The organism is Cupriavidus alkaliphilus (assembly GCF_014191175.1).
GTDB lineage: Bacteria > Pseudomonadota > Gammaproteobacteria > Burkholderiales > Burkholderiaceae > Cupriavidus > Cupriavidus alkaliphilus.
Window position 1 is genome coordinate 1,253,056 of the sequence record NZ_JACHWE010000001.1, and the last position, 17,185, is coordinate 1,270,240.

The following is a 17,185-nucleotide window of genomic DNA, read 5'->3' on the forward strand; positions in this document are numbered from 1 at the left end:
TTGACCCTGGGTGTGCGTTGTATTTTTAGGTGGCGCGTGTGACCCCCGCGCCATGGTTTGCTAGTCTACGCAGACTTGTCGGTGGCGTGCAAGCGCACCGACCAGGCCACGCCGACCATCAGCAACACGATCGCGGCGATTTCCAGCGGGCGGGGCCAGCGCTGGTCGAAGACAAAGCCATAGGCCAGCGCGAACAGCGTTTCGAACACGATCATCTGGCCCGACAGCGTCAGCGGCAGGCGCCGGCTGGCGATATTCCACAGGTTGTTGCCGATCAGCGAAGCGCCCAGCGCGACCGCGGCGTTGACCATCCAGAACCACTGCCAGTCGCGGCCGCTGTCGGCTGCGCTCAGGGTATCGCCGGCGATGACCCAGCCGAGCAGTGCCAGCACCGCGGACACCGCGCCGGTCGACAGCCCGTACAGCGCCGACCATTCATTGCCGCTGTAATGCGGGTTGCGCTGCAGGTAGCGCGCGTTGTCGACCGCGTAGAGCGTCCAGCAGACCAGCGCCCCGGCGGCGCAGCCGACCCCGGCCAGCTTCTGCCACACCGGCCGCGCCACGGCGCCGGCCGCCGCCGCATGGGCGCTCTGGCCGCCGCCGAACAGGTCGATGTTGATGCAGGCAATGCCCGCGGCCACCACCAGCAGTGGCCACAGCAGACGCGACAGCGGCACCGCGCCGTGGTCGCGCCGGCCCATGATGGTGACCGAGATCGGCAGGATGCCGATGATCAGCGAGGTTGGGCCGACCCCGGCCAGCTGCACGCCGAAGGCCAGCAGCACGTAGTAGAGCAGGTTGCCGGTAAACGCCTGGCGCAGCAGCGCCACGCAGTCGGCGCGGGTCAGCTTGCGCGCGATGCGCCGCAGCAGCGGCAGCGCCGCCACGCAGGCCACCAGCCCGTAGGCCAGGTAGCGGCCGATGGCGAGTTCCCATGGCGAAAACGCGGGCAGCAGCTTGGGGGCGATGAAGACCATGCCCCAGAACGCGCCAGCCAGCAGCCCGCACAATACGCCGATTCCCATACTTCGCCGTGCCCGGATAAAAAGACAACGAGCATAGCAGACAGCACCCGGGAAAGGCCGTTGCCGGGCATCAGCAAATCGCGCATTCCTGTATAATTCGGTTTTGCGCCTAGAGGAATTGCTATGCGTCTTGTCCAGAAAGCACTCACCTTCGATGACGTGCTGCTCGTCCCGGCCTATTCGGCCGTCCTTCCCCGGGATGTTTCCCTCCGCACCAGCCTGACCCGCTCCATTGAACTGAACATCCCGCTGGTATCCGCGGCGATGGACACAGTGACCGAGGCGCGCCTGGCGATCTCCATGGCGCAGGCCGGCGGTATCGGCATCGTCCACAAGAACCTGAAGCCCGCCGACCAGGCCCGCGAAGTCGCGCGCGTCAAGCGCTATGAGTCGGGCGTGCTGCGTGATCCGATCACCATTTCGCCGGACATGAAGATCCGCGATGTGATCGCGCTGTCGCAGCAGCACGGCATTTCCGGGTTCCCGGTGGTCGAGGGCAAGGCCGTGGTCGGCATCATCACCAACCGCGACCTGCGCTTCGAGGAAGAGCTCGACGCCCCGGTGCGCGCCAAGATGACCCCGCGCGAGAAGCTGGTGACCGTGGCCGAGGGCGCGCCGCTGGAAGAAGCCAAGCGGCTGATGAACCGCCACCGCCTCGAGCGCGTGGTGGTGGTGAACCAGGCCTTCGAGCTGCGCGGCCTGATCACGGTGAAGGACATCCAGAAGGCGGTGGACAACCCGCTCGCCAGCAAGGACGACCACGGCCAGCTGCGCGTCGGCGCCGCGGTCGGGGTGGGCCCGGACAACGACGAGCGCGTCGAGCTGCTGGTGAAGGCCGGCGTCGATGTGATTGTGGTGGATACGGCGCACGGCCACAGCCAGGGCGTGCTGGACCGCGTGCGCTGGGTCAAGCAGAACTTCCCGCAAGTGCAGGTGGTTGGCGGCAACATCGCCACCGGCGACGCCGCGCGCGCGCTGGTCGAGCATGGCGCCGACGGCGTCAAGGTCGGCATCGGCCCGGGCTCGATCTGCACCACGCGTATCGTGGCCGGCGTCGGCGTGCCGCAGATCACTGCCGTCTCCAACGTGGCCGAAGCGCTCAAGGGCACCGGCGTGCCGCTGATCGCCGACGGCGGCGTGCGCTACTCGGGCGATGTGGCCAAGGCCCTCGCGGCCGGCGCGCACACCGTGATGATGGGCGGCATGTTCTCGGGCACCGAGGAAGCGCCGGGCGAGACCTTCCTGTTCCAGGGCCGCTCGTTCAAGAGCTACCGCGGCATGGGTTCGGTGGGCGCGATGAAGGACGGCGCGGCCGACCGCTACTTCCAGGAAGACAACACCGCCAACGTCGACAAGCTGGTGCCCGAAGGCATCGAAGGGCGCGTGCCGTACAAGGGCTCGGTGATGGCCATCATCCACCAGCTGACCGGCGGCGTGCGGGCCTCGATGGGCTATTGCGGCAGCAAGTCGATTGCCGACTGGCACGACAGCGCCCAGTTCGTCCAGATCACGGCAGCCGGCATGCGTGAATCGCACGTGCACGACGTGCAGATCACCAAGGAAGCGCCGAACTACCATATCGACTGATGCCCCACGGCCGCGCACCGTCCCTGCAGGCGGTGCGCGGCCGCCGGCATCCGGGCGCGGGCGCGCCAGCGCGTGCCCGCGCCCGACCCGCCATCCCATCCGAACCTGGCCGCGCGCCATGCAGGCGTTGTCCTGATGCCCGCCGCACCACCGGCCGGGGCCAAGACGAGGAGCGCCAATGAAGGTGTTGCTGCGAGCCGTGCTGTTTTTCGATGCCCTGGTGGACCTGCTGCTGGGCATCCTGCTGCTGATGTCCCCGTTCACCACGCTGTACGCGGCGCTGCAGCTGCCGCAGCCCCAGCCTGCGCTGTTCGGGCAGCTGCTGGGCGTGGCGCTGGTGGGTCTGTCGGTGCTGCTGTGGCAAGCCGCCTTCAACGGCCAGCTGACGGTGCCGGTGGCGCGCACGGCAGGCTACGTGAACCTGGCCAGCGCGGTGCTCATCATCGGCTGGATGGTGTTCCTGGAGCTGCCGCTGGAAGGCGCCGGCAAGATCTGGCTGCCGACCATGGCGGTGGTGCTGCTGTTCTTTGCCGTGGTGCAGATCCCGGCGGCCAAGCGCGTGCGCGTGCGCGAACAGCAACGGAAGATGGAACGCGCGCTGCAGGAACAGGAAAGCAGGAAGGAACCCGGCGTTGCCCCCGCGGCGCGCCCCACGAATACCCCAGAATACCGGCGCGAGCCGGTCATCACGCCGCCGCCGGGCTATGGCCCCGGCACGGAAGTCGTGACCGAGCCCATCCCGGAAGACACGCCATCGGCCCATCATGCACGACAAAATCCTCATTCTTGATTTCGGCTCGCAGGTCACGCAGCTGATCGCCCGCCGCGTCCGCGAGGCGCACGTCTATTGCGAAATCCACCCGAACGACGTCAGCGACGCGTTCGTGCGCGAATTCGCCCCCAAGGCGGTCATCCTGTCCGGCAGCCACGCCAGCACCTATGAAGACCACCAGCTGCGCGCGCCGCAGGCGGTGTGGGACCTGGGCGTGCCGGTGCTGGGCATCTGCTACGGCATGCAGACCATGGCGGTCCAGCTGGGCGGCAAGGTCGAGTGGAGCGACCATCGTGAATTCGGCTACGCCGAGATGCGCGCCCATGGCCATACCGAGCTGCTCAAGGACATCGAGGACTTCCGCACGCCGGAAGGCCACGGCATGCTCAAGGTGTGGATGAGCCACGGCGACAAGGTCACCGGCCTGCCGCCCGGCTTCAAGCTGATGGCATCCACGCCGAGCTGCCCGATCGCCGGCATGGCCGACGAGACGCGCCACTATTACGCCGTGCAGTTCCACCCCGAGGTCACGCACACGGTCAAGGGCCGCCAGATGCTGGAGCGCTTCGTGCTGCAGATCGCCGGCTGCAAGCCTGACTGGGTCATGCGCGACCATATCGAGGAAGCGGTCGCCAAGATCCGCGAGCAGGTCGGCGATGAGGAAGTCATCCTGGGCCTCTCCGGCGGCGTCGATTCGTCGGTGGCCGCGGCGCTGATCCATCGCGCCATCGGCGACCAGCTGACCTGCGTGTTCGTCGACCACGGCCTGCTGCGCCAGGACGAAGGCAAGCTGGTGATGGAGATGTTCGTCGGCCGCCTGCACGCCAAGGTGGTCCATGTCGATGCGTCCGAGCAGTTCCTGGGCCACCTGGCCGGCGTCACCGACCCGGAACAGAAGCGCAAGATCATCGGCCGCGAGTTCGTCGAGGTGTTCCAGGCCGAGGCCCGCAAGCTGACCAACGCCAAGTGGCTGGCGCAGGGCACCATCTACCCGGACGTGGTCGAGTCGGGCGGCACCAAGACCAAGAAGGCCACCACCATCAAGAGCCACCACAACGTCGGCGGCCTGCCCGAGACGCTGGGCCTGAAGCTGCTGGAGCCGCTGCGCGACCTGTTCAAGGACGAAGTGCGCGAGCTCGGCGTGGAACTGGGCCTGCCGCCCGAAATGGTCTATCGCCACCCGTTCCCGGGCCCGGGCCTGGGCGTGCGCATCCTCGGCGAAGTCAAGCGCGACTACGCCGACCTGCTGCGCCGCGCCGATGCCATCTTCATCGAAGAATTGCGCAAGACCATCGCCACCGAACACGACGCCGCCGCCGGCCTGTGCGAGCCCGATCAGGTCGGCAAGAGCTGGTACGACCTGACCAGCCAGGCCTTCGCCGTGTTCCTGCCGGTCAAGTCAGTGGGCGTGATGGGCGATGGCCGCACCTACGACTACGTCGTCGCGTTGCGCGCGGTGCAGACCACCGACTTCATGACCGCGCACTGGGCGCACCTGCCGTATGCGCTGCTGGGCCGCTGCTCCAACCGCATCATCAACGAAGTGCGGGGCTTGAACCGCGTCGTGTATGACGTGTCGGGGAAGCCGCCGGCGACGATCGAGTGGGAGTGATTGCGCGGAGATCCGCGATCAAACAAAAAAGGCGCCTTCGCGGCGCCTTTTTTTTTTTGCGACGGAGGGTGCCACCAGAAGGCAATCATCTGCCTGCACCCCGCCAGACTGTTCTCCCGCTCAAACCGACCACCCCAAACTCACCACCCCGATCACCACCCCCAGCCCGATCCGATACCAAGCAAACACCCGCAGCGAATGCCGCGCCACCAGCCGCACCAGCGCATTGACGACAAAGAGCGCGGACAGGAAGGCGGCGGTGAAGCCGGCAGCAATCGACCAGATGTCCTGCAGGCTGAGCAGGTGGTAGTGGCGCATGGCGTCGTAGGTGGCGGCGCCGAGCATGGTGGGGATGGCGAGGAAGAAGGAGAACTCGGTCGCTGCCTGCCGCGATACGCCTGACAGCATGCCGCCGATGATGGTGGCGCCGGAGCGTGACGTGCCGGGGATCATCGCCACGCACTGCGCGAAGCCGATGCCGATGGCCTGTTTCCAGCCAAAGTCTTCGATGGCGTGGATGCGCGGCACGGCGCTGCGGCGCTCGACCCAGAGGATGACCAGCCCGCCCGCGATCAGTGCGGCGGCAACCACGGCCGGATCGAAGAGGTGGTGCTTGATGGGGCCGATGAGCAGCGCGCCGATGATCGCGGCGGGCAGGAAGGCAACCAGCACCGCCGTGGCGAAGCGCAGTGCGTCGGGGTCGCGCCGCACCACGCCCTCGCACAGATCCGTGATCTTGGCACGGTACAGCCAGCACACGGCGAGGATCGCGCCCAGCTGGATCACCACGTCGAACACGCGCGCCTCGTGCGAGGTGAAGTCGATCCAGTCGCCGACCAGGATCAGGTGCCCGGTGCTCGAAATGGGCAGGAATTCGGTCAGGCCCTCGAGCAGGCCGAGAAAGAATGCCTTGCCCAGGTGGATCCAGTCGATCATGTGGCGGCTGCCTTGTGGTTGCTGTGCGGTTCGAAGGGGGCGCGAAGCAGGGGACCGTCAGGCCGCCAGGCTGTGGAACAGCTGAGGCTCGCGCTGCTCCAGGTAGCTGCGGAACTGCGCGCCGGTTTCCTGGTGCTTGAGCGCGTACTCGACGGTCGCCTTCAGGTAGCCCAGCTTGCTGCCGCAGTCATAGCGCGTGCCCTGGTAGCGATAGGCCAGCACCTGTTCCTGGCTCAGCAGCGACTGGATCGCGTCGGTGAGCTGGAACTCGCCGCCGGCGCCGGGTTTCAGCGCGCGCAGGTGGTCGAAGATGCGCGGCGTCAGGATGTAGCGGCCGACCACGCCGAGGTTGGACGGGGCCTCTTCCGGCGCGGGCTTCTCGACGATGCCCGAGACCTTGATCACGCCTTCGCCCCACTCGCGGCCCTCGACCACGCCGTAGGAGCGGCTCTGCTCCGGCAGGATCTCTTCGACCCCCAGCACCGAGCAGTTGTAGTGGTCGTAGGCATCGACCATCTGCTTCATCACCGGCGGGTTGCCGTCGATCAGGTCGTCGGCCAGCATCACCGCGAACGGGGCGTCGCCCACCAGCTTGGCCGCGCACAGCACCGCATGGCCCAGGCCCAGCGCTTCGGACTGGCGCACGTAGAAGCATTCGACGTTGGCGGGCTTGATCGAGCGCACCACGTCCAGCAGCGCGCGCTTGTTCTTGGCTTCGAGCTCCACTTCCAGTTCGAAGGCCTTGTCGAAGTGGTCTTCGATGGCGCGCTTGGAACGGCCGGTGACGAAGATCATCTCGGTGATGCCGGCGGCCATGGCTTCTTCCACGGCGTACTGGATCAGCGGCTTGTCCACCACCGGCAGCATTTCCTTGGGGCTGGCCTTGGTGGCCGGCAGGAAGCGGGTGCCCAGGCCTGCGACCGGGAAGACGGCCTTGCTAACGCGACTTGTCATTTCAGTGGTTCCCTTCAAAGGTTCGGCAATGCTCGGTGCGATGGCGGCGAGGCCTGCCTTCATCCGCCGGCAAAGAAAGAGGGTGTAGGCGCAACAGGGAATCAATCGCCTACACCCTTAAGTCGGCACGGGGTGCCACCCGCGATTGTGCTGCGTCGCACCACCCGCGGTACCCCTCACGCGTTGGGACGGAATTCGTTTCCACTCCGATGGGGGGATCGGAAACTTGGTAAAAACGCCGGCCGCGCCTTGAAGATGTAGTCCCGCGAGCCATAAACTTCGCCGGTCATTTACGGATGACGCAGTGCAGAAAAGAGCGCGCCCAGCGCGCCGGGCACAACCAGTCAACACCGCCAGGTTCAGTTCCGCAGCCGTGCAGACAAGCGGACAGGCACCCCCGGGTGCCATGTCGGACCAGCGGGGTCACCGCTGTGCGTTACGACAGGGTGGCGGCGGGCCATGCGGGTCTTCTTGCAAACAAGGGAATCATCGAGAGTGCTAAAGCTTTCAAGCAGCTTGAGGTTTGGCAGGGCCGTCATGTGCCTGGGGATCGTTCCGTTGCTGGCATCGTGCGCGCTGGCGCCGGGCATGCGCTTCGACCCGCAGCGCCCGCTGGATCCGGAGGACCCGGAGTCGGTGCCCAAGGTCACGCAGATCACGCCGGCGCTGGTGCGCACGCTGAAGGCCGCCACGCCGCCCGCGAACGCCGGCGTCGAGGCCTTGTTCGGCGAGCCCGGGCCCTATACCGTGGGGGTCGGCGACATTCTCTCGATCGTGGTGTGGGATCACCCGGAACTGGTGTTCCCCACGCAGACCTACTCGATCGGCGCCGCGTACGAGATCCCCAGCTACAGCGGCGCGGCCAACATTCCGGGCTACGTGGTGAGCCCGGCCGGCACCATCCAGTTTCCCTATGCCGGCGTGCTCAAGGTGCTTGGCCAGACTCCGGACCAGATCCGCGGGCAGCTGAGCACCCAGCTCAAGCCGGTGGTCACGATGCCGCAGGTCACGGTGCGCGTGCTGGCGTTTCGCAGCAAGCGGGTCTACCTCGACGGCGAAGTCAAGACGCCGGGTCCGCAGAATATCGACGACGTGCCGATGACGCTGGTCGAGGCGCTCAACCGCGCCGGCGGCATCAACGTGCTGACCGGCGACAACAGCCGCATCCGCATCTCGCGCGAGGGCAAGACCTACTACGTCAGCCTGCCGGCGCTGCTGCAGCAAGGCATCGACCCGGCGCGCATCCTGCTGCGCAACGGGGACATCGTGCGCGTGGAGCAGCGCGAGGACAGCAAGGTCTTCGTGACCGGCGAAGTCGTCAAGCCGACGCCGGTGATGCCGCGCAACGGCCGGCTCACGCTCAGCGAAGCAATCGGTGAAGCCGGCGGCCTGAACCCCAATTCGGCCAACGCCAAGGAGCTCTACGTAATTCGCAAGGCCGCCGACGGGCAGGCCGAGGTGTTCCACCTCGACGGCAAGTCACCGGTCGCGTTTGCCCTGGCCGAGGCCTTCGAGCTGAAGCCGCGCGACGTGGTCTATGTCGATGCCGCGGGCGTGGTGCGCTGGAGCCGCGTGATCAACCAGCTGGTGCCGAGCGGCAACTTCTTCACGTCCACCGCGAACGCAGTCAAATGATCAAGACCGTACTCGTGGTCTGCATCGGCAATATCTGCCGCAGCCCGATGGCACAGGGCCTGCTCAGGCAGGCGCTGCCCGAGGGCGAGGTGGTCTCGGCCGGCCTCGGCGCGCTGTCCGGGCATGCCGCGGATCCGCATGCGGTGGACCTGATGAGCCGCCAGGGCGTGGACATATCCGGGCACCGGGCGCAGCAGCTCAATCACGTGCTGATCCGGCGCGCGGACCTGATACTGGTGATGGACGGCGCGCAGCGGCAGGAGATCCAGCGCCTGCATCCGGCGACCACCGGAAGGGTATTCCGCCTGGGCGAGCTGGAAAAGTTCGATGTGCCAGACCCTTACCGCCAGCCCCGTGCGGCATTCGAGAGCGCGCTGCAACTGATCCAGCGCGGCGTGGAGTCCTGGGTGCCGCGCATCCGGGCCCTGGGTTAAACCGATACTGTCCTGCCTGCCATGAACCAGTCCACTTATCTTCCCGTCGCGGCGCCGGCCCAGTCGGACGAGATTGCCGTCGTCCGCTACCTCGACGTGCTGGTGGCAAACCGCTGGCTGATCGCGGCCATTGCCTTTGCCGTCCTGATGCTGGGGGTTGCCTATGCGTTCCTGGCGCGTCCGGTGTACGAGGCCAACATCATGGTGCAGGTCGAGGACAGCCAGAACAGTCCCAACGGCCTGCTGGGCGATGTCTCGTCGCTGTTCGACGTCAAGACGCAGGCGACCGCGGAAATCGAGATCCTGCGCTCGCGCATGGTGGTCGGCAAGGCGGTCGACAACCTGCGGCTCTATATCGATGCCAAGCCCAAGTATTTTCCGCTGGTCGGGCCGTGGATCGCCAGCCAGTCGAAGGGCCTGTCCGAACCCGGCCTGTTCGGCATGGGCGGCTATGCGTGGGCCGGGGAATCGATCGAGGTGCCGACCTTCGACGTGCCCGAGGCGCTGCAAGGCGAGAACTTCCTGCTGGTGAGCCTGGGCGATGGCCGCTACCGGCTCGAGCAGAGCAGCCTGGACAAGCCCATCGTCGGCCGCGTCGGCGAAGCGGTCGAGGCCAGCCATGCGGTGGGCGAGATCCGGCTGCTGGTGACGGCGCTGAAGGCCAAGCCTGGCATTGCCTTCAACCTGGTGCGCCAGTCGCGGCTGAAGACGCTGGAGCAGCTGCAGCAGCAGCTGAACATTGCGGAGAAGGGCAAGCAGAGCGGCGTGATCGGGGCTTCGCTGGAAGGCAATGACGCCAGGCTGACGGCGGCGATCCTGAACGAGATCGGCGACGAATACGTGGCGCAGAACATCAACCGCAAGGCCGCCGAAGCGGAAAAATCGCTGCTGTTCCTCAATAACCTGCTGCCGCAACTGAAGGGCGAGCTCGAGCGCGCGGAAGTGAAGTACAACGCCATGCGCAATGAGCGCGGCACCTTCAACCTGAGCGAAGAGGGCAAGGCCTTCCTGCAGGAGAGCGTGACCGCCGAAACCTCGCTGCTGGAACTCAAGCAGAAGCGCGCCGAGCTGGTGACGCGCTTTGCGCCGGGCCACCCGTCGATGCAGGCCATCGACAAGCAGATTGCCGCGCTTGCCGCCAAGGTGGGAGCGGTCGCTGGCCGGGTCAAGACCCTGCCGACGCTGGAGCAGGATACCGTGCGCCTGATGCGCGACGTGCAGGTCAACAACGACCTCTATGTCGGCATGCTGAACAATATGCAGCAGCTCAAGCTGGTGAAGGCGGGCAAGGTCGGCAGCGTGCGCCTGGTCGACACCTCGCCGGTGCCCGAGGAGCCGGTCAAGCCGAAGAAGGCGCTGGTGATCGTGCTGGCGGCAGTGCTTGGCGTGCTGGCCGGGGCCGTGGTGGCCTTTGTGCGCAATGCCCTGTATGGCGGCATCACCGACCCCAAGGACATCGAGGAACACACCGGGCTCAACGTCTACGCGACGGTGCCCCAGTCCGAACACCAGCTCACCATCAGCAAGGACATCCAGGCGCGCAAGCGTGGCCACTATCTGCTGGCCGACCGCTTCCCCAACGAGCCCTCGGTGGAAAGCCTGCGCAGCCTGCGCACCTCGCTGCAGTTCGCCATGCTGGATGCGCCCAACAACCGCGTGCTGCTGACCGGTGCCACCGCCGGCGTGGGCAAATCCTTTGTCTCGGTCAACCTGGCCGCGTTGATGGCCTCCGGCGGCAAGCGCGTGCTGCTGGTCGACGCCGACATGCGCAAGGGCTACCTGAACCAGTACTTCGGCAAGGACCGCGAGCCGGGTTTGTCCGACGTGCTGGCCGGCAAGCTGTCGCTGGAAGACGTGATCCACCGCGACGTGGTGCAGGGACTGGACTTTATCGGCACGGGGACGATTCCGCCGAATCCGGCCGAACTGATGCTGAAGGAGCGCATGGTCAGGCTGCTGGAAGAGCTCAGCGCGCGCTACGACATGCTGATGATCGACAGCCCGCCGGTGCTGGCCGTCGCCGATGCCGCGATCCTGGCCGAGCGTTGCGCCACGGTGTTCCTGGTGACGCGTTTCGGCAAGAGCTCGATCGGCGAGATCTCGGAATGCGCCAAGCAGCTGGGGCAGGTCAACGTGAGCGTGAAGGGGGTGATCTTCAACGGCCTCGACCCCAACGCCTTCCGCTACGGCTATGGCTCCAAGTACGGGCGCTATCGCTATGCCTACTACGGCTACTCGCAGAGCGAGAAGGCGTAAGCCATGCAAGCCGCGAGACTGGACCGCGACTGGGTCCTGGCCGAGCGCGGGCTGGCCACGGTGGCGAGCCTGGTGCTGAGCCTGCTGTACCTGACGATCTATTTCTTCGGGCGCGACTCGCTGCCGGAAAAATGGGTCACCGATTCCAACAAGATGCTGGAATTCCTGGTCAGCGGCTCGACCGACCTTGACGATTCGTTCGCCGCCACCGCCAAAGTGTTCTCGGTGTTCGGGGCGGAGTATGTGAATGTCGTCACCGCCACGGTCGGCGTGGCCTATCTTGCGCTGGCGTCGAGCCGGCTGGCGAGCCTGCGCGACCTCGCCACGCGCTGGCTGTTCGTGCTGCCCTGCATGCTGCTGAACCTGCTGTCGCCGGGCAAGGAGACCGTGGTGATCGCGATGTCGATCGTCTTGGTCATGGGCGGGATGTCGCGCGGCGTGTCGTACCGCGCGCTGGTGGTCATGACCATGGTGCTGTACGGCTGCTACGCGCTCTTTATCCGCAACTACTACGCGATGATCCTGGTGCTGGCGCTGGGCATCCGCGCGTCGGCGCGGCTGTCGCCGGCATGGAAGGCCATCGTGCTGGCCTGCGTGGTGGGCGCGATCCTGGTGGCGCCGTCCGAGATCCTGTTTATCCTGCAGTCGCCGCGGGATATCTCGAACAACTATGCGCTGAGCATCGGCAGCGACAACCGCACCATGATCTGGAACCTGTACCCGCCCACATCCGGTGTGAATTTCATTGTCAACTACCTGTACGCGGCGGTCATGTTCGTGCTGCCGGTGATCAGCTTCCGCGCTCCGGTCGACCTGGCCATGATGCTGATGCATGCCGCGATCCTGCGCGTGGCGCTGCGCGGCTTGTCCGGCACGCCGGCGGCGACCGCGGCCGGGCGCAAGCGCCGCTGGTTCGCCACGCTGGTGGTGGCGCATATCCTGGTGCAGTTTATCTTCGAGCCGGACCTGGGCAGCTATGTTCGCCACCTCACCTCGGTCAGCTTGTTCCTCATCCCTTTGCTAAGTGCCTTGCCGGCCAAACAAGATGAAGCACGTCGTCATATGCGCGGTGCCATACAGTGACAACCTCGGCGATGCGGTGATCGCCGAAACGCTGGCCCACCTGATCCGCCAGGCGGTGCCGGATTGCCGGGTCAGCTTCCTGGACATCGCCGGGCGCACCCGGCTGGGCGAAAACTCGCTGAAGAAGGGCCGCCTGATGCGGCTCTTCTCGCGGCTGCCTGGCTGGGCCCGGGTGCCGGTGCTGACCGCTGCCATCTGGCTGAAATACCGGCGGCAATGGCGCACCCGCTGGCAGCAGCAGCTGGCCGATGCGGATATGGTGGTGGTCGGCGGCGGCCAGCTGCTGTGCGACGTGGACCTGAACTTCCCCCTCAAGCTCTACCTGCTGGCCCGCTGCCTTGGCGGCAACGCGAAGGTCGCGCTGGTGTCGGTGGGCGTGGCGGCCGGCTGGTCGCGCCTGGGGCGCTACCTGGTGTCGCGCTTCTTCGCGCTGGCGGCGCCGCAATTCGTTTCGGTGCGGGATGAAAGCTCGCGGCGCAATATCGTCGGCCTTGGCGCGGGCGAGCCTTGCGATGTCGCCATCATTCCCGATCCCGCCATCCTGAGTTCGTCGCTGTATGCGGAGCATGGGCTGGAGAAGCGCTGGGACGTGGGGATCTGCGTCTCGGACGTCGAATCGCTGCACTACAACGCGGACCTCGTCGCCGTATCGGAGCAGGGCGCCGGGCTGGGCATGTTCGTGGAACTGGTGCACAAGCTGCGCCAGGGCGGACAGCGCGTGGTGCTGTTCACCAACGGCGCCGAGGAAGACAACCTCGCCGCGGCCACGGTCAGGAGCCGGCTGGGTGCGGCGGTTGCGGAGGGCGTGGACTACATGCTGCCCAGGTCCCCGGCGGAGCTGGCATCGATCATCGCGGGCTGCCACAGCATGGTCGGGCACCGCATGCACGCCAACATCATCGCCTTCAGCTTCGGCGTGCCTTCCGTCGGCATCGTCTGGGACACCAAGGTCGCGTCGTTCTTCAAGCTGAGCGGGCGCGGCGATTTCGCGGTGCGGCAGAGTGCCGGTGCTGACGACGTGATCGAAAGGCTCACCTACGCGCGCTCGCTGGGCGCGGCGCAGTTCAAGCGTTCGGCGCGGCTGGGCCGCGAGATTACGCAAGGCCTGGCGCAGCTGTTCAGCCAGAAGCTGGCGGCGCCGGCCGCGCCGGCGCCGCTCGACGCGGCGCCTTCGCTCAAGGGGACGCCGTAATGCGCCGCATGCTGTCGGCGCTGGGCGCGGTGTTCGAGCAGGCCGCATATACGGCGGTGCAGTTCGGCATCAACGTGGCGCTGGCCCGCTCGATGGACGTGGCGGGCTATGGGCTGGTGGCGGTGGTGCTATCGCTGGTGGTGTTCATCAACATCTTCTATGTTTCGTTCCTGCACGAGCCCGCGCTGATCGAAGGGATCAAGCTGCGCGTGCGCTTTTCGGCCGAAGTCGCGGTGCTGACGGTGCTTCCGGTCGCGGCCGGGTCCATCCTCTACCTGTACGGGCATGGCCTGAGCACGTCGGCCTGCGCGGCCGCCGCGGTGCTGTTTGCCAGCTACACCGCGTACTGGGTGCTCAGGACGGTGGGCGCGAAGACGCGCGGCTATGCCGGCCTGCTGGTCTGCCACACCCTGATCGGCGGCGGCGTGGCCATGATCGGCCTGGCCTCCGGCACGCAGCCGGCGCCTGCGGCAATGCTGTTGCTCGCGGCCGCGATCCTGCTGCCGACCCTGATCGCGGCCGCCACGCTGCGCCGCCGCGGCCGCATCGAACTGATCCCGGGCCGGCCGGAGTCGCCGCGCCAGTGGCTGGGGTTCGGTGCCAGCTCGGCCAGCGCGCAGCTGATGAGCTGGCTGGTCGGGCCGGGCCTGGTGGTGCTGCTCGGCTCGCTCGGGCACTTCGCCGATTCGGCCAAGTTCCGCATCCTGCTGACGGTGCTGCTGCCGGCCCAATATATCCTGATGGCGCTGGGCTACCACCTGATGCCGAGGTTTGCGGCGTCGTTCCGGCAGGACGACACGCTGACGCTGGCCCGGAACGCGGCCGGCTTCGTGCTGGGCGGCGTGGTGCTGTCCGGCGCGCTGAGCGTGCTGCTGCTGCTGTTTGGCGACCAGGTCGTGGTCATGCTGTTCGGCGCAGCGTATGGGGATCTCGACGTGCGCTTCTTTTCGCTGTTTCCGATCGTGTTTGCGGTGGTGATGTGCCTGCGCACCCTGCTGAAGGCATTCGGCATGGCGCGCGCCATCTTCCTGGCCGCGGGCATCGGCCTGCTTGCCGGCGTCGTGCTGGGGGCATGGCGATATCCGCAGCTGGACTACCTCGTGGCGGCGCAGGTCATGCTGGTGTCGTTCCTCGTCATCGCGCTGTTCCAGACCGGTGCGCTCGCCATGGGCGTACTGCGCAGGCATGTCGCCGCGTAGCGCCGCATCGCCGCGCCGCGGGGCGCAGACGCGTGCGCTGGCGCTGGCCGCGCTGATCGCGGTCTCGGGCTGGTGGCCCGCCCGGCAGGCGCATGCCGAGAACGGGCAGGCCTCCGGCCGGATTGCGTCGATGCCGGCCTTTGCCGTGCAGATCGATCCGGCCACGGTGTCGGCCCGCGACTTCGCCGAGATCCGGCGCCTCGGCTTCTCGCACGTGCGTTTCGGCGTGCGGCCCGGGGTGGTGCGCGGACACCTGGCGCCGCAGCGCTACGCGCAGGTCATTGCGCAGGCACGCCAGGCCGGCCTGCAGATGCTGGTCACGCTGTATGGCGGGCGGTATATCTGGGGCGACCAGGGCGAGGACGGTGGCAGCGACGCCAGCGAGGCCAGCTTCGCCGCGTTCGCCAGCCAGTTCATGCAGCGCAACGCCGGGCCGGACCTGTCGTACGAGATCTGGAACGAGCCCGACAACAAGACCTTCCTGCATCCGTCGGTACCCATTTCGCGGCTGCTCTCGACCGCCGGCAAGATCTGCGACGCGCTGGCGCAGGCCGGCACGGCGCCGCCGCCGTCCGTTTACCTGTTCGGCCTGGCGCGGCTGCCCGGGCCGGCAAATCCCGTCGCGGAACAGTCCTTGTCGCGCCTGCTGACCGATCCGCGGCTGGGCTGCATGAAGGGGCTCAGCATCCATCCGTACCGCGCCACGCCCGAGACGCTGCTGCGCGACTATCGGCAGCTGGGCGGCCGCATCCGCAATTCGCCGCGTCCGGGCGCGCAACTGATCGTCAGCGAATGGGGCTATGCCTCGTACCTGCCGGTGCGCAGCGAAGCCGCGCAGGCGACGCTGATCGCCAGGCAGGTGCTCGCCGGCGTCATGGCGCAGGTGCCCATGCTCGGCATCTATGCATGGCGCGACCGCGGCCAGGCAAGATGGGACCGCGAGGCGAACTTCGGCCTGCTCAGGAACGATGGCTCGGAGAAGCCGGTCATCGCCATGCTGCGCGACCTGCTGGGACTGCTTGCCGGGGCGCAGGACGCCCACTGGCGCCAGCGCCAGGACAGCTTCGTGCTGTCGCTGCGCAAGGATGGCGCGGTGCATCGCATCTATTGGGGGCCGCAAGGGCGGGCGCTGTTGCGCGAGGCGCTGGCGCACGCGGGGCCGGACGGCTGCAAGGTGAGGGCCCTGGGCAGCGCCGCAGGCGCGCGCCCGTGCGCGGCGCTGCAGGACGGCACCGTGCTTGCCGACGCCGGGATGCTGCTGGCCAGCTGGCCCGGCGGCGGCAATGCGCCGCCCTGACCAGCACGGCAGCACGGCCGGTGCGGTGCTAGGCGAGCACCGCGCGCGAGTAGAAGGACTCGAACTTCCTGGCCTGGGTCACGATGTTGAACTCGGACTTGGCCCGCGTCACGGCGTGTTCGGACATGGTCTGCCACAGCGTGGCATCGCCGACGATGGCTTCGATCGAACTGGCCATGGAGGGGGCGTCGTCCACCGGCACGATAAAGCCGTTGCTGCCATCGACGATGATGTCCTTGATGCCGTCGACGTCGGTGCCGACCACCGGGATCGCCAGCGCATTGGCTTCCGCCAGCACGTAGCCGAAGCTCTCGTAGTGCGAGGTCAGCACCACCACCGCGGCATCCGCCAGCAGTTCCAGCAGCTCGGCGCGGCTCATCCAGGCGATCGCGGTGATGTCCTTGCCCTCGACCAGCCCGCGCTCCTGCAGCATGGCATCGAGCGTGGCGCGGTCGTTCTCGTAGTGGCCGTAGCCGACCAGCATGAACTCGATGTCGGCACGGCCCTGGAACAGCCTGGCCACGTCCAGGAACATGGGGATGTTCTTCTGCGGGCTGATCCGCGCCACCATGATCACGCGCTTGACGCCGGCGCCCAGCTGCCTTTCCACCGGCACGGAGCGGGGTTCGACGGCGTTCAGGATGGAATGCGCGCGCTCGCGCGGCAGGCCCACCTCATGGATGGCGCGGTCGCGCTCCGACGGCGAGGTCGCCAGCACCGCATCGGTAAGCCGGTGCAGGAAGCGCTCCGCCATCAGGAACACGCGGCGCTTGATGCCGCGCAGGCCCAGGTAATAGTAGGCATGCGGGGTGTAGACCACGCGCACGTTCAGGCCGATGCAGGCCAGCCGGCCCACCAGCCCCGCCTTGGAGCTGTGCAGGTGGACGATCTGCGGCGCCACGCGCTTCACCAGCGCGCGCAGGTTCAGTGCCGCCTTCAGGTCGTTGAGCGGATCGAGCTTGCGCGGAATCGGCAGGTAGCTGACGCCGAAATTGCGCGCATCGGCAATCGCCGAAACCGAGCATTGCTTCGGCAGCGCGAAGTGGAAGCTGATGCGCTGGTCGTTGATATGGGAGGCCAGCAGGTGCAGGTAGGTCTCGACACCTCCCAGGCACTCGGTCACGTGCAGGACTTTGATCATTGGCTTGCGGGTTCGATGGCTAAACAGGCGCCGGAATGGACGCGGAAGGGATGGGCATGGGC

The 17,185-nt window shown here is 67.1% G+C and carries 14 protein-coding genes; 10 read left to right on the top strand and 4 right to left on the bottom strand.

What is annotated here, in order from left to right; genetic code table 11:
- Positions 1–65: 65 nt before the first annotated feature.
- Positions 66–1,025 (bottom strand): DMT family transporter, encoded by a 960-nt coding sequence (locus tag FHX60_RS05950; protein ID WP_112774214.1) that lies wholly within the window; start codon positions 1,023–1,025, stop codon positions 66–68.
- 123 nt (positions 1,026–1,148) lie between these two features.
- Here FHX60_RS05950 and guaB point away from each other — a divergent pair, with 123 nt between their 5' ends.
- The 3 genes from guaB (at position 1,149) to guaA (ending at position 4,996) form a co-directional block, all read left to right on the top strand.
- Positions 1,149–2,612, top strand: coding sequence for an IMP dehydrogenase (guaB, locus tag FHX60_RS05955; RefSeq protein WP_092308588.1), 1,464 nt, complete (start codon positions 1,149–1,151; stop codon positions 2,610–2,612).
- Between the two features lie 178 nt (positions 2,613–2,790).
- A complete protein-coding gene (locus FHX60_RS05960; protein ID WP_092308587.1) occupies positions 2,791–3,402 on the top strand; it encodes a hypothetical protein in 612 nt (203 codons plus the stop codon).
- Positions 3,377–4,996 carry a glutamine-hydrolyzing GMP synthase gene (gene guaA / locus FHX60_RS05965; RefSeq protein ID WP_112774215.1) on the top strand — a complete coding sequence of 540 codons (1,620 nt, stop codon included), beginning with the start codon at positions 3,377–3,379 and terminating at the stop codon, positions 4,994–4,996. Before FHX60_RS05960 ends, guaA begins: the two co-directional genes overlap by 26 nt.
- Before the next feature lie 120 nt (positions 4,997–5,116).
- Here guaA and FHX60_RS05970 read toward each other — a convergent pair whose 3' ends face one another.
- Together FHX60_RS05970 and galU are read right to left on the bottom strand one after the other, a co-directional pair.
- Positions 5,117–5,932, bottom strand: coding sequence for an undecaprenyl-diphosphate phosphatase (locus FHX60_RS05970; RefSeq protein ID WP_183282735.1), 816 nt, complete (start codon positions 5,930–5,932; stop codon positions 5,117–5,119).
- 57 nt (positions 5,933–5,989) lie between these two features.
- Positions 5,990–6,886 (bottom strand): UTP--glucose-1-phosphate uridylyltransferase GalU, encoded by an 897-nt coding sequence (gene galU, locus FHX60_RS05975; protein WP_092308575.1) that lies wholly within the window; start codon positions 6,884–6,886, stop codon positions 5,990–5,992.
- Between the two features lie 495 nt (positions 6,887–7,381).
- Between galU and FHX60_RS05980 the strand changes: the two genes are divergently transcribed.
- Genes FHX60_RS05980 through FHX60_RS06010 form a run of 7 tightly spaced genes read left to right on the top strand, consistent with a single transcriptional unit; the run spans position 7,382 to position 15,982 of the window.
- Positions 7,382–8,521 (top strand): polysaccharide biosynthesis/export family protein, encoded by a 1,140-nt coding sequence (locus tag FHX60_RS05980; RefSeq protein ID WP_092308572.1) that lies wholly within the window; start codon positions 7,382–7,384, stop codon positions 8,519–8,521.
- Positions 8,518–8,955 carry a low molecular weight protein-tyrosine-phosphatase gene (locus FHX60_RS05985; protein WP_092308539.1) on the top strand — a complete coding sequence of 146 codons (438 nt, stop codon included), beginning with the start codon at positions 8,518–8,520 and terminating at the stop codon, positions 8,953–8,955. The genes FHX60_RS05980 and FHX60_RS05985 overlap by 4 nt, the downstream gene beginning before the upstream one ends.
- A gap of 21 nt (positions 8,956–8,976) precedes the next feature.
- Positions 8,977–11,211 carry a polysaccharide biosynthesis tyrosine autokinase gene (locus FHX60_RS05990; protein ID WP_112774217.1) on the top strand — a complete coding sequence of 745 codons (2,235 nt, stop codon included), beginning with the start codon at positions 8,977–8,979 and terminating at the stop codon, positions 11,209–11,211.
- Between the two features lie 3 nt (positions 11,212–11,214).
- The gene (locus tag FHX60_RS05995) at positions 11,215–12,294 is read left to right on the top strand and encodes a hypothetical protein (RefSeq protein ID WP_183282736.1); all 1,080 of its coding nucleotides are present in this window, start codon (positions 11,215–11,217) and stop codon (positions 12,292–12,294) included.
- Entirely contained in the window at positions 12,257–13,486 is a 1,230-nt protein-coding gene (locus tag FHX60_RS06000) for a polysaccharide pyruvyl transferase family protein (protein ID WP_183282737.1), read from the top strand. Before FHX60_RS05995 ends, FHX60_RS06000 begins: the two co-directional genes overlap by 38 nt.
- Complete coding sequence (locus FHX60_RS06005) at positions 13,486–14,685, top strand: lipopolysaccharide biosynthesis protein (protein ID WP_183282738.1); 1,200 nt, start codon at positions 13,486–13,488, stop codon at positions 14,683–14,685. The genes FHX60_RS06000 and FHX60_RS06005 overlap by 1 nt, the downstream gene beginning before the upstream one ends.
- Entirely contained in the window at positions 14,672–15,982 is a 1,311-nt protein-coding gene (locus tag FHX60_RS06010; protein WP_183282739.1) for a glycoside hydrolase family 5 protein, read from the top strand. The genes FHX60_RS06005 and FHX60_RS06010 overlap by 14 nt, the downstream gene beginning before the upstream one ends.
- Positions 15,983–16,010: 28 nt before the next feature.
- On the opposite strand, the gene FHX60_RS06015 is transcribed toward FHX60_RS06010, so the two are convergent.
- Entirely contained in the window at positions 16,011–17,123 is a 1,113-nt protein-coding gene (locus tag FHX60_RS06015; protein WP_183282740.1) for a glycosyltransferase, read from the bottom strand.
- Positions 17,124–17,185 lie beyond the last annotated feature (62 nt).

What these genes read in the sequence shown, in the direction of transcription:
- FHX60_RS05950 (WP_112774214.1), bottom strand. Translation starts at nt 1,025, where the DNA reads ATGGGAATCGGCGTATTGTGCGGGCTGCTGGCTGGCGCGTTCTGGGGC.
- guaB (WP_092308588.1), top strand. Translation starts at nt 1,149, where the DNA reads ATGCGTCTTGTCCAGAAAGCACTCACCTTCGATGACGTGCTGCTCGTC.
- FHX60_RS05960 (WP_092308587.1), top strand. Translation starts at nt 2,791, where the DNA reads ATGAAGGTGTTGCTGCGAGCCGTGCTGTTTTTCGATGCCCTGGTGGAC.
- guaA (WP_112774215.1), top strand. Translation starts at nt 3,377, where the DNA reads ATGCACGACAAAATCCTCATTCTTGATTTCGGCTCGCAGGTCACGCAG.
- FHX60_RS05970 (WP_183282735.1), bottom strand. Translation starts at nt 5,932, where the DNA reads ATGATCGACTGGATCCACCTGGGCAAGGCATTCTTTCTCGGCCTGCTC.
- galU (WP_092308575.1), bottom strand. Translation starts at nt 6,886, where the DNA reads ATGACAAGTCGCGTTAGCAAGGCCGTCTTCCCGGTCGCAGGCCTGGGC.
- FHX60_RS05985 (WP_092308539.1), top strand. Translation starts at nt 8,518, where the DNA reads ATGATCAAGACCGTACTCGTGGTCTGCATCGGCAATATCTGCCGCAGC.
- FHX60_RS05990 (WP_112774217.1), top strand. Translation starts at nt 8,977, where the DNA reads ATGAACCAGTCCACTTATCTTCCCGTCGCGGCGCCGGCCCAGTCGGAC.
- FHX60_RS05995 (WP_183282736.1), top strand. Translation starts at nt 11,215, where the DNA reads ATGCAAGCCGCGAGACTGGACCGCGACTGGGTCCTGGCCGAGCGCGGG.
- FHX60_RS06000 (WP_183282737.1), top strand. Translation starts at nt 12,257, where the DNA reads ATGAAGCACGTCGTCATATGCGCGGTGCCATACAGTGACAACCTCGGC.
- FHX60_RS06005 (WP_183282738.1), top strand. Translation starts at nt 13,486, where the DNA reads ATGCGCCGCATGCTGTCGGCGCTGGGCGCGGTGTTCGAGCAGGCCGCA.
- FHX60_RS06010 (WP_183282739.1), top strand. Translation starts at nt 14,672, where the DNA reads ATGTCGCCGCGTAGCGCCGCATCGCCGCGCCGCGGGGCGCAGACGCGT.
- FHX60_RS06015 (WP_183282740.1), bottom strand. Translation starts at nt 17,123, where the DNA reads ATGATCAAAGTCCTGCACGTGACCGAGTGCCTGGGAGGTGTCGAGACC.